The sequence below is a fragment of the Novosphingobium aquimarinum genome (assembly GCF_009746585.1).
Taxonomy (GTDB): domain Bacteria; phylum Pseudomonadota; class Alphaproteobacteria; order Sphingomonadales; family Sphingomonadaceae; genus Novosphingobium; species Novosphingobium aquimarinum.
Map to the genome: position 1 here is coordinate 177,681 of NZ_WRPO01000003.1, position 12,030 is coordinate 189,710.

The 12,030-nt window shown below is 63.7% G+C and carries 10 protein-coding genes; 9 read left to right on the forward strand and 1 reads right to left on the reverse strand.

Translation table 11 applies throughout. The features are described from left to right. The first annotated feature begins 10 nt into the window (after positions 1–10). Positions 11–730 (forward strand): cell wall hydrolase, encoded by a 720-nt coding sequence (locus tag GQO94_RS21315; protein ID WP_332310832.1) that lies wholly within the window; start codon positions 11–13, stop codon positions 728–730. Positions 731–733: 3 nt separating this feature from the next. On the opposite strand, the gene GQO94_RS04900 is transcribed toward GQO94_RS21315, so the two are convergent. Further along, on the reverse strand, positions 734–1,870 hold the full coding sequence (locus tag GQO94_RS04900; protein WP_156840043.1) for an acyltransferase family protein: 1,137 nt from the start codon (positions 1,868–1,870) through the stop codon (positions 734–736). Positions 1,871–2,103: 233 nt separating this feature from the next. Between GQO94_RS04900 and GQO94_RS04905 the strand changes: the two genes are divergently transcribed. The 8 genes from GQO94_RS04905 (at position 2,104) to GQO94_RS04940 (ending at position 12,022) form a co-directional block, all read left to right on the forward strand. Beyond that, positions 2,104–3,387, forward strand: coding sequence for a sugar transferase (locus GQO94_RS04905; RefSeq protein ID WP_232332780.1), 1,284 nt, complete (start codon positions 2,104–2,106; stop codon positions 3,385–3,387). Continuing rightward, positions 3,387–4,229: a metallophosphoesterase family protein gene (locus tag GQO94_RS04910; protein WP_156840045.1), complete on the forward strand. Its 843-nt coding sequence runs from the start codon at positions 3,387–3,389 to the stop codon at positions 4,227–4,229. The genes GQO94_RS04905 and GQO94_RS04910 overlap by 1 nt, the downstream gene beginning before the upstream one ends. Positions 4,230–4,233: 4 nt before the next feature. After that, positions 4,234–4,977: a polysaccharide biosynthesis/export family protein gene (locus GQO94_RS04915; protein ID WP_156840046.1), complete on the forward strand. Its 744-nt coding sequence runs from the start codon at positions 4,234–4,236 to the stop codon at positions 4,975–4,977. A gap of 137 nt (positions 4,978–5,114) precedes the next feature. Then, positions 5,115–5,372 carry a hypothetical protein gene (locus GQO94_RS04920; RefSeq protein WP_156840047.1) on the forward strand — a complete coding sequence of 86 codons (258 nt, stop codon included), beginning with the start codon at positions 5,115–5,117 and terminating at the stop codon, positions 5,370–5,372. Positions 5,373–5,544: 172 nt separating this feature from the next. Then, positions 5,545–6,939 carry an O-antigen ligase family protein gene (locus GQO94_RS04925; RefSeq protein ID WP_156840048.1) on the forward strand — a complete coding sequence of 465 codons (1,395 nt, stop codon included), beginning with the start codon at positions 5,545–5,547 and terminating at the stop codon, positions 6,937–6,939. Positions 6,940–7,087: 148 nt separating this feature from the next. Beyond that, positions 7,088–9,358 (forward strand): GumC family protein, encoded by a 2,271-nt coding sequence (locus tag GQO94_RS04930; protein ID WP_156840049.1) that lies wholly within the window; start codon positions 7,088–7,090, stop codon positions 9,356–9,358. Beyond that, positions 9,355–10,605: a tetratricopeptide repeat protein gene (locus GQO94_RS04935; RefSeq protein WP_156840050.1), complete on the forward strand. Its 1,251-nt coding sequence runs from the start codon at positions 9,355–9,357 to the stop codon at positions 10,603–10,605. The genes GQO94_RS04930 and GQO94_RS04935 overlap by 4 nt, the downstream gene beginning before the upstream one ends. 40 nt (positions 10,606–10,645) lie before the next feature. Continuing rightward, entirely contained in the window at positions 10,646–12,022 is a 1,377-nt protein-coding gene (locus GQO94_RS04940; RefSeq protein ID WP_156840051.1) for a lipopolysaccharide biosynthesis protein, read from the forward strand. Positions 12,023–12,030: the final 8 nt, after the last annotated feature.

A 12,030-nucleotide genomic window follows, 5' to 3' on the forward strand; every position in this document is an offset into this window, starting at 1 on the left:
TCAGTCCCTGTTGACAAAGCACACCGAATGCGGCGTCGTGTTCCAGGGATCCGAGCGCCGGACGGGCTGCCAGTTCAGCTTCACTTGCGACGGCTCGCTCGCCCGCCGGCCCATCCCCGCAATCTGGGATCGGCTGCGCAAGGTCGCCGCGCAGGCGCTCGCCGGATACGTCTACACGCCGGTCGGCCTCTCGACCCATTACCACGCGGATTACGTCGTTCCTTATTGGGCCTCCTCGCTGGTCAAGACGTTCACGGTGGGCCGCCATATCTTCTACCGTATCAATGGCGCTTATGGTCACCCCGGAGCGTTTACGCTCGCCTATGCCGGGCGCGAACCCGATGTGCTCGCCCGCACATCCGCAGGGCAGCTGGCCGTAGCAGAGACAGGGGCGGAGACGGACACTGCCTTGCCGGCCGAAGCGGTCGTACTTGCCGGCGCGAGGCCCATTCTCGATCACCGCGGCCAGGTATTGCAGCTCGCGGGCAACAAGGACCTGCCGGCCGGTCAGAAGTCCGCTGCTTTGACGGGAAAGCCTGCCGGCCCCGGTTCGGGCGGCCGCGCGTCATCGGACCGACGCTGGGTCATCGGCATGGATGGGCAGAAGGCAGCGGCTGCGAAGCGTCCCAATGCTGCCGTCGCTGCAGACGAAAGCGAACGCAGCACGAAGCCCGCGGCAGACAAGGCCAATGCCCCTGGCCACGTGGCTTTGGTCGAACCAGCACCCTGACGTTCAGGGGACCCGGACAGGTCCCTGCCCAGCTGCGGTCGAATTCCGCCTGCGCATCCAGCCGCGAACCGCATCGGTGCGCGCTTCGGTGGCCCAGGCGAACCCGATCGCACCCGCGTACGACACGCCAACCAACAAGATGATGAGCGCATACGCGGCGATCCCCTCCGGCAGTCGCTGTTCGACATAGCCGAAGCTTTGCAGCCATGCGACGAGCAGAAGCATGATCGGCCAGTGTACGACGTAAAGCGAGAACGAGAACGAAGCGAGCCACCCTGCAAGCCGGCTCGCCACTCGTCCCGATCGGAAGGCGCGATCGGCGATCAGCAGAGCCGTCGCTGCCGCCACGCAGATATCCGACATCCCTGCGGGCTGGTCGAACCGCGACAGCATCAGGACCAGGCAGAACACGCCCCCCGTAAGCCACGGCATCCGCAGCCCCGGAACACCGGCGACAAAAGCGCCGGCAAGCCAGTAGAGCATCATCCAGAGCAACAAGGGGCAGTTCCAGGCCACCAGCGCCAGCAGCGCCGCCGCATAGACAACCACGATCAGCCCGAGAATGCTCCTGTCCCGCGCGAACAGAAACACCGCGGCAGCCGCCAGCACATAATACGTCCACTCGTATGCGAGCGACCATAGCGGGTCGTTGTACGGGACGGTCGGGACGAGGATTTCGTTCAGCATCACCGATGTCGCCGCCCATCCCGGCGCCGTCGAATCGGCGACGATATTGACCAGATCGGCGCTCCACCCCGCCGTCGTCAGCACCGCGCTGCTCGGCGCGATCGCGGCGATAACCGCTGTCAGCAGCAGCGCCGGCCACAGGACGAGCGCGATGCGCACGAAGCGATCCTGCACGAAGCGCTGCCTTTGGGCTCGGGTGGAACCCTCGCGCAGAAGTCGCAGCGCCTTGCCGCCCACAAGATAGCCGGAGAGCACGAAAAACACGATCACCGCTTCATGGCTGAAGCCTGCCGCGAAGAAGACCGCGTTCCCGACCAGGCCCGCACCTGGGTGATAGTCTACCATCACGAGGGCCCGGGCATGCTGAAATGCGACGGCCAATGCGGCGATCCAGCGCAAGTGATCGAGGTTCGGCATGCCGCCGGTATCACCCTTCTGAGCCGATTCGCTCATTCGCCCTCCCTGAACACGGACACACTCTCCAACCACTCAAATCCTTCGCCCACAACGGAAATCAGCCCTTGGAGCTCGCGAATTTCGCTAGGTTTTCCTACGCGCCGGTGATAAGTAGAAATGCGTATCCTTTAACGGTACCATTCCCGTGGAAGACGATCGCCATTCGTTGCCGCGAAATGACCGCGATCGGCCGAGTTTGGGAAGAGACAGGGCAAAGTACGCATATGCTGATGAGACGCGAGCACGTCTCGTTCTTTCGTGGAAGTGCGCTGGATAGGGCCTGGCTGCAAATCGCGCTAGCTTTGTGCAGCGGCATCTTCCTTCCCGCCTTGTTCCTGCTCACCTACCTCGGTGAGGACACGCGCGCCGGTCGCGGCGTGACGTTCAGCATCGTCGGCGCTTCTTGCGCGATCATCCTCGCGACCTTGTCGGTGCGGCGCTTCGCGGCCTTCCCCGGGACTCGGGCCTTCATGTACATCATTCCGTGCTTCGCGACCGCTTACGGGCTCGCGGTGGCCGGGTTGCTGCTGGCGCGCCTCGATTACAATCGTATGTTCCTGACCGTGTCGTTCGCGCTCGCGCTGCTGACCGCGCTGTTCGCGGCGCTGCACGTTGCCCGCAATGCGCGACGGCGCTTCTGGCTGGTTCCGTTCGGCAAAGTCGATCTGGCGCGCGCGACGAGGCATGTAGACTGGATCATCATGACCGAGCCGGTCGTGCCGAACGTGCCGAACGCGGTGGTCGTCGCCGATCTGCAGTACGATCACGACGATGAGTGGTCGCGGATGCTGGCCGTCGCGGCGGTCGAGGGTCACGAGGTCTACCACACGAAAGTGCTGATCGAATCGCTGACCGGCCAGGTTTCGATGGAGCATTTGTCCGAGAACAGTTTCGGCACGTTGCTGCCCAATCTGGTATATGTGCAAGTCAAACGCGCGATCGACATCGTCAGCGTTCTCGTACTTTCGCCGATCCTGCTTACGCTTCTGCTGGGGATCGCGGTGCTGGTGAAACTGAGTTCACCGGGGCCAGTGCTGTTTATTCAGGAACGGATGGGGTATCGCGGCGTTCCGTTCAGGATGATCAAGTTCCGCACGATGTTCGTGCGCAATCCCGCGAGCGAGGAGACGAGCCGTGACGACGCCATGACGGCGACGGGCGATTCGCGCATAACCCGAATCGGCCACTTCCTTCGGCGTACGCGTCTCGATGAGCTTCCCCAGGTCTGGCACATCCTGCGCGGCGAGATGAGCTGGATCGGACCGCGACCGGAAGCGATTCCGCTCTCCCGCTGGTACGAAAAGGAAATCCCGTTCTATTTCTATCGGCATATCGTGCGACCCGGCATCTCGGGCTGGGCGCAAGTCAAGCAAGGGCATGTCACCGATATCGAGTCGGTGTCCGCCAAGCTTCGCTATGATTTCTATTACATCAAAAACTTCTCGGCCTGGCTGGATCTTTTGATCGGGCTAAAGACCTTCCGGATCATCGGGTCCGGGTTTGGCGCAAGGTGATGCAGATCAACCTGCCGTTCCTCAAGCGCCGTAAGCCGGCCGCGCCTGAAGCTGGACGCCGGTCGCCGACCGTGCCCGATGGCGAGCGAGTCTACGCGATCGGCGATGTTCATGGCTGCGCCGACGAACTGGCGACGCTGCTGGACATGATCACAAAGGATCACGAAGCGAGAGGCCCGGCGAAACTGACGGTGATCTTTTTGGGTGATCTCGTGAATCGCGGCCCCGATTCGGCTCGCGCAGTGCGACTGGTGCGCGATCTGCTGGCGTCGGGAACGGGGCGCCTGATCAAGGGCAACCACGAAGAGATCTTCGTCTCGGCGGCGCGAGGCCATCGCCAGGCGGTACGCACTCTTCTGCGCAACGGGGGGCGGGCAACGCTCACCAGTTTCGGGATCGCAGAGGACGATATCGATCGCGGGTCTTACGGAGATCTCAGCGAAATCCTAAAGCGCGACATTCCGCGCGAGGACATCTCCCTGCTCGATGCCGGGGAGGACAAGATCGCGATCGGCGACTATTTGTTCGTTCACGCGGGCGTTCGCCCCGGCATATCGATCGCGCATCAGGAAAGCTCCGACTTGCGCTGGATTCGCGAAGAGTTCGTGGAAAGCGACAAGGATCACGGCGCGCTCATCGTGCACGGACATACGATCTGCGAATCGGTCGATCGGCGCAGAAACCGGATCGGCATCGACACCGGAGCCTATCGTAGCGGCGTGCTGACCGCGATCGGTCTCGAAAGCGATCAGCAATGGTTTCTCGCCACGACGCCCGACCGATCGTCCGGCCATTCCGACCCGGAGCTGGCTTGCTCCGCCGACAGCCTTGGGGCAGTGTGAGATTATGCAAGAATACCTATCCGATTATGGCCGGGCACACGGCGGGCAGCGAGGCACGCGGCTGGCCATCATTCTGATCGCGGTGCTGGCTCTCGCCGTGCTGCTTTCCGGCTGCAATGCCGGGCGCGATTCGAAAATGACTTACAATCCGGCGAACTTCCGGGCGCCGGACGAATTGCCGTTCGACACGTCGCTGGCGACTTATCGGGTCGGACCGGGCGATGTCGTGAACGTGTCTGTCTTCAGCGTCGATTCGCTGACCGGGCAGCATCAGATCGATGCGGCCGGCAATCTGACGATGCCCCTGCTGGGCGCCGTGCCTGCTGCCGGGCTGTCGACTCAGGAGTTGAGCGACAAGCTGACGCAGCGACTCGGGGCGAAATACCTGCAGGACCCGCAAGTCACCGTGTCGCTGGTGACTGCCGTCGCGCGCACGGTCACCGTGGATGGTTCGGTCGGCGCTCCGGGGCTCTACCCCGTGGCCGACAAGACGACGCTGATGAAGACGATCGCCATGGCGAAAGGGACGTCGCAAGGCGCGAATCCGAAGAAAGTCGTCGTCTTCCGGCAGATCGACGGGCAGCGCAACGCGGCCGCATTCGATCTCACCTCGATCCGCGACGGTGTCGATCCCGATCCGGTCATCTATGCCAACGACATCGTAGTCGTGGACGGCAGGGACATTAGCCCGGCCTGGTCGACGCTGCTTCAGACGGTTCCTCTGATCGCGCTCTTCTCGCGGTTCTAAAGGCGATTATAGTCGATTGTCGTTCCTCGACATTCTGACTGCACGGCAACCTAAGCGGGTTGTGGTCGTTTAGGATCGATGCTAGGTATAAATCTGTAGTAGTGTAATTGAGACATTGCTGACTTACGGGAGGTTTAATGCGAAACGTTGTAACTTGCGCAGTGGCTCTCGCTCTTGCTGTGGGGCAACTCGGCGTGTCTTCGGCAGCGTTTGCGGCCCAGGATGACACAACTCAGTCCGATTCGTCGACTGCGAGCAGCGGCGCGGGTTCGGGCACCGGCGGAATCGGCGTCGGTGTTGGCGTTGGTATCGCTGCCGGCATCGCGGCCCTGACTGCGCTCATAGTCGCGATTACGGACGACGACGATGAGGACCAGATCCCGGTCAGCCCCTGAACCCAAGACAGAGTGGTTCGTAAGCTATTCGAATTCAGCCGGTTCGCGAAAGCCGTTTCGCGGACCGGTTTCATGTTGCGGGGCGGCCTTGAAGGCAGCGCAAGCGTCGGTCGCGCGATCAGCGCCTGACTTAGATTGAGGCTTCGCTTTGTCGCGGATCATCAGAAATTACATGGCGCCGGTTTATCTGGGCCTCTGCCTTTTGCTGGGCGGCGCGAGCGCCGCAGGTTTTCTGGCCAACGGAATGCTCCAGTTCCTCGGCCTCATTTGCATTCTGATCGTCGTGCTGACGAATTCGCTGCCCGCATTGCGAGGCGATGCGCGCACGCTGCTGATCCTGCTCGGCGCAGCCGGCGCGCTGCTCGCGTTCGAGCTGATCCCCCTGCCCCCCTTTCTGTGGAGCATCTTGCCCGGGCGTGACTGGGTGGTCGATGGCTATGCGGCGATGGGTATCGACCGGCCCTGGCTGCCGATCTCGTTGGCCCCCGACGGCACCCTCATGACCCTGACCTCGCTCATCGTTCCGGTGGCGATGGCGCTGCTCATCTTTGCCTCCACGGGCTACGGTCGGATCTATTGCGTTTTCGTGATGATCGCGATCGCCGTGCTCTCGATCTTCCTCGGCGTCCTGCAGCGCATGCAGGGGCCCGATTCGCTCTATTACATCTACGAGATCACCAATCGCGGCGGCGTGGTCGGCTTCTTCGCCAACCGCAATCACCTCGCCACGTTCCTGCTGATGACGCTGCCTTTCATCGGCGCGCTCGCGGCCGATCCGAAAAGCGCGTCGCGCAGCACGGATCGCGATGATTCGCGCGTCGGTCGTCTGATGATCACCGGTTGTCTGGCGCTGCTGCTGGCCGTGGGCGTCGTTATCGTCGGTTCGGCGGCGGGCTGGTTCCTGCTGCTACCGACGATCTTCGGAGCTGTCGCCGTCCTGGTACGTAGCGAAAAGGGCCGGGTTCCGCCCGCACTGGTACAGACGGGACTGTTTGTCGCCGTCGTCTGCCTCGTCGCCGCGATCGTCGCGCCGCTGCAGGTCAACGATCTGGGCGACAAGCTGAGTGGCATCAATCCGCAGCTGCGGAACATGTCGATCCGCACCACCGCGATGGCCGCACTCGACTATCTGCCGTTCGGATCAGGCGCGCAGTCGTTCAGCCTGATCTACCCGCATTACGAAGACGCTGCGAACGCCTCGCTCGAATTCATGAACCACGCGCATAGCGACTATGTGGAAGTCTTCCTCGAGCACGGCATCCCCGGCCTCGTCCTGATCGGCGCGGCGCTCTATTTCTGGGTTCGCCAGACCGGAAAGCAGTGGCGCAAAGGCAAGGGCGAGCCGCTGACTCGCGCCAGCTTCATCGCGATGGGCGTGCTCTTTGCGCATAGCCTGGTCGATTATCCGGGCCGCACCGCAGCCATCGCAGCGCTTTTCGCGATGTCGGCGGCGATGATGGTCGCACCCGCCTCCGAGGAAATGCCCTCCTGGCAAACCAAGCACCGCCGGCGCAGTCGCGGCAAAAAGAGCGCGCGCCGCATCGAGATCGCGTTGTCCGACCAATGAGATCTTCGCGCGTCTCCGGCCTGGTATCGAACCGTTTCGCAACCCGCGTCGCCCGTGACGCGCCGGTCGCAACCGCCTCTGGTCAGTCAGCGCCGAATCTGCCTGCCCCCCGCCTGCGCCTCATCCTGTCCGGAACCCACGCAAAGCCATGAACGACATTACCGCCACAGAACCGCCCGGCCGCCCGGAAGGCAAGTCTAACGCGCTGGTGAGCCGGGGCGCGAATGCGCTGACGAACCCGATCGAGACCCAGAAGACGCCGGGTCAGTTCGACGTCAACGAGATCTGGCGCGTCCTGATGAAGTGGCGCTGGCTGATCCTGGGCATCATCGTCGCCTCGATCGCCGCCTCCATTATCGTCACCATCTCGACGGTTCCGGTTTACCGAGCCACCGCCACGCTGGAAATCAACACCCAGCCGATGCAGGTCATGCAGCAGAATACCGATCTGCAGCCGGTTGCCCGCAACGAAGCGCAGTTCCTGACGACGCAAGTCGGCTTGCTGAGCAGCCGGTCACTGGCAGAGCGGGTGATGCGCACGCTCAATCTCGCCGAGAACGATTCGTTCGTGAAGGGCTATCCGGACCGTAACAATCGCGAGGCGGCCGCGGTCACCAAGCTGATGTCCAACATGGAAGTGACCCCGCTGCGCGGCAGCAACCTGATCCTCATCGGCTATATGGATCCCGATCCCGCACGCGCTGCCCGGATCATCAATGCCTATGCGCAAGGGTTCATCGATACGACGCTCGAGCGCAAGTACAACGCGACCGCTTTCGCCAGGCAGTTTCTGCAAAGTCGGCTCGAAGCCACGCGCAAAAAGCTCGAGGATTCGGAGCGCAAGCTTGTCCAGTACGCGCGGGCGAACAACATCCTGTCGCTCAACAGCGGCAACGTAACCAGCGGCGGCGCGGGCTCGGGCCAAAGCGAAACCGCCCAGGATTCGCTCTCGGCCCAGTCGCTCGTCTCGTTCAACGATGCCCTTGCGGCGGCCACGCGTGACCGCATCGCGGCAGAGCAGGCCTATCGCGCGGGTGCCTCGGAATCGGTCGACGATTCCCCGGCGCTCTCCGGCTTGCGCGCGCAGCTCGCGAGCGTGCAGGCTGACTATCAGCAGAAGCTCGGCACCTTCCGGCCCGAGTTTCCGGAGATGGTCGCCCTGCGCCAGCGCATGGATTCGATCCGGGCGAGCATTGCCGCCGAAACCAGCAAGCTTCGCTCCGCCAATCGTGACGAACTACGCTCCGCCTATCAGGCCGCGCAAGGCCGCGAACGCCAGCTGCTCGGGCAAGTGAATTCCTACCGCTCGAACGTCCTCGATCTGCGCAGCCGCGGCATCCAGTACAACATCCTGCAGCGTGATCTCGATACCAACCGATCGATGTACGACGCGCTGCTGCAGCGCTTCAAGGAAGTGGGCACCACCGGCGGCGTTGGCGAGAGCCAGGCTTCGATCGTCGACAATGCGACGACGCCCTCGAGCCCCTTCACCCCGAACGTCTATGCCAATCTGGCGATCGGTCTTCTCGCCGGTCTCATCTTCGGCGTCGGCCTCGCATTCGGCATCGAGTTCGTCGACGATACCCTCAAGACTCCCGACGACGTCATCAACAAGCTGTCGGTGCCGCTGCTGGGCGTCGTGCCCCAGGGCGAAAAGGGCCATTCCTTCGTCGAGGAACTCAAGGACCAGCGGTCGGAGATCAGCGAGGCGTACTACACGATCATGAGCTCGGTGCAGTTCGTCTCAGACAACAGCTTTCCGCGAACCGCGCTCGTCACCAGCAGCCGGCCGGGCGAAGGCAAGTCTTCGTCCTCGCTCGCCCTGGCGCAGAACCTCGCCCGCGTCGGCTATCGTGTCGTGCTGGTCGAGGCGGACATGCGCAAACCTACGTTCAAGGCCAACCAGTCCGAAGAAATCGGCTTGTCCACGCTGCTGGTCACGCAGGAGATGGCGATCGATCACGTCGCCGCGACTTCGATCGAGAACTTGTCGCTGCTGCCCAGCGGACCCGTCCCGCCGAACCCGGCGCAGCTGCTTTCGACCAACCGGATCGAAAAGATCCTCGCCGAACTGTCGGAGCATTTCGATATCGTGCTCATCGATTCGCCCCCGATCCTCGGCTTTGCCGACGCGCCGGTCCTTTCCTCGGTGGTGGATGGCACGATCCTCGTGGTCGAGGCAGGTTCGGTCCGCAGGCCCGCGGTCCTCAGCTCGCTGCGGCGACTGCAGTCCTCCAATGGACGAGTCGTCGGTGCCATTCTCACGAAGTACAATCCGAAGAACGGCGGCTACGGATACGGTTACGGCTACGGGTACGGCTATGGTTACGGCTATGGCTATGGCTACGGTAAGCAGCGTAACCAACGCTATGGCGAGAACGCCGAACTGCGGCACCTCGACATCAACGAAATCACATGAGCGAGGAGATGGGTCGCTACGTGCCGGATGGGCGAGTGCGCATCGCGTTGCTGTGCGGCGCAGCGCTGTTGGCCTGGGCGGTCGCACGCGGTGCCGTGCAGAACGCGCTGCATGATTCGGCCCCGCAAGTCGCCGCTGACTTCTGGCCAGCCGATGGCGAAAGCCTGGCATCGCTCGCACGCGACAAGATGGCCGCAAACAGCGGCGAGATCGATGAGCCGACCCGGCAACTGTTCCGGGAAGCGCTCGAGCAGTCTCCCGCATTGGCAAGCCCGATCGTGTTGGCCGCGCTCGATGCCGAGCAGTCAGGGGATTCCAAGCGCGCCGAACGGCTGATGGTCCAGGCCAAGGAACGCGACCCGCGCTCCACGATCACGCGCTTCTGGCTGCTCGACCGGTACATGCGCACGGGTCGCTATGCCCTCGCGCTCGACGAGGTTGGCCCGGCGCTGCGCTTGCGCCGCCAGGCGATGACTGTCGTCATGACGGTGCTGGCAACGCTCGCCAACGAACCTGAATTTCGACCCGCGCTGGCCAAGAAGCTGGCGAGCGCACCTTATTGGCGCACGTCTTTCTTCCAGGCAGCCTCGCAGCAGACCGACCCCGACGTATTGCTATCGCTGCTCGCGTCGAGCCGCGGCCAGTCTGCCGATCAGAAGATGGAAGCGGAACAGAAGTACGTCTTCCAGAAGATGATCGAAGCCGACGACGGCGTGCGGGCCTATCGCGCCTGGAAGTCCATGTTGCCCGCCCGATACCGCGGCCGGGCGGATGGCATTTACGACAGCAATTTCGCGAACTGGCCGGGCGCCGAGCCCTTCAACTGGGTGGTCGAGGACTCCGAGATCGGAATTTCGCGTAGTGTCGTGGCGGGCGACCTGCCGCAAGGTTCGGCTCTGAACGTCCGCTATTTCGGGTCGACCGCGGGCGCGCTGGCCGAACAGTACGTTCACGTCCCGCCGGGCAATTATCGCCTTTCCGCAGTGGCGCGGCGGCGGAGCCAGGGGGCGACTGGTGGCCGGCTGAATCTGCAGGCCCGGTGCGCGCCGGGAGAAGTGATCGCCTCGGTCCTGCTCGATCCCATCGGCCCGGGACTGCGCCGGTTTTCGACACCGGTGAAGGTGGGACCGGATTGCCATATTCTGCGCATCAGCATCACGGGCCTTCCTGGTGAGCTGTTCAGCGAGATCGAAGCCCAGGTCACGGCTGTGACCATCACCCCCGCCGCGCAGGCTGCGGACCAATGACCGCGTCCATCGGACCTCGTGTGGATACCGCTGCCCGGCCATGCTGACGCATCTGCGCGCCCTGTCCCAAAGCGAGCTGGGGCGCAGGCTGTCGGTGGCGACAGCGTCGGGAGGACTAATCTGGGCCTTCGGCACGATCGCGACATTCTTCGTCGGGCTGATCCTCGCCCGCACGCTCGGCCCCGAAGGCTACGGCATTTACGGCACCGTCATTGGAATCGTCTCGATCCTCGCTGTGCTCGCGCAGCTGGGATTGCCGATCCTGGCGACCCGCGAAGTGTCCAAGGCGCGCGCGCAAGGTTTGCTGGGCGAAGTGGCCGGAATCGGCTGGCGGTTCTTCGCCATGGTCGCCGCCGCCTCGCTGGTCCTGGTCCTGGCGCTGTGGCTGGCGGCACACATCTTTCCCTTCGAACCCGCGATCGCATCGACGCTCACGGCCGCCAGTCCACTGCTGCCGGCCTTGGCCCTGGAGACCTTGGTGATCGGGCTGATGCGCGGTCGCGAGATGGTCATCGGCAGCCAGCTTCTCGATGTCCTCGTGCGGCCGCTGGCATTCGCCGCGCTGCTGCTGGCCTGGTCCGAGCTCGGCGTGCAATCGGCGATCAGCGCGCAGACGATCGTGGTCGGCGCCATCACCCTGATCGGCTTCGCCCTGTTCCTCTGGCGACTGCCGACAAACACCTCGGGACGTTCGCAAGGCGTCGGCCTCGTGCTCGCGGCCGCCTTGCCGATCACGCTGTTCGAAGCGATGCGCGTGCTCGAAGGCAATTACGCCGTGCTGGTCACGAGCGCGCTTGCCAATACCGTCGACGCAGGCCTGCTGCGCGTCGCGATTGCCTGTTCTCTGGCCATTTCGGTGCCGATTTCGCTGCAGAACATCGTCATGGCTCCCTTTCTTGCCGGCACCCATGCCGCGGGAGAAGCCCAGCGGCTGGGGCTGCTCGTCGCGAGCTCGACCGTCTTCACTTCGCTGGCGGTCGGCATCGCGGTCATCGCCGTCATTGCCCTGGGCCGCTGGGCCTTGCCGCTGGCATTCGGTCGGCCTTTCGCCGCCGCCTACTGGCCCTTCGTTGTCCTCGGCTTCAACCAGCTGCTTTATGCCTTGATGGGCCCCGGCGTCCTCTTGCTGAGCATGACCGGGCACGAACAGGCCGTCGCCCGCGCCTTCGTGATCTCCGTCACCGCCGCGATCCTTGCCGGATTGGCGCTCACCGCGCTCTATGGCGCGATCGGCGCGGCGGGATCGATGCTGGTGGCCACCGCCCTGCGGGCGATCATCCTCAATCGCCACGCCAAGCGCACACTCGGCATCGCCCCTTCGATCCTCGGCGCGGTGCGGCATCTGCGCGAACATCGCGCATCACTGGATGCTCTCCCGCCATCCCCGCCGACCGCCGGCGGGTTCACGCCGCGGTAGGCGTTATC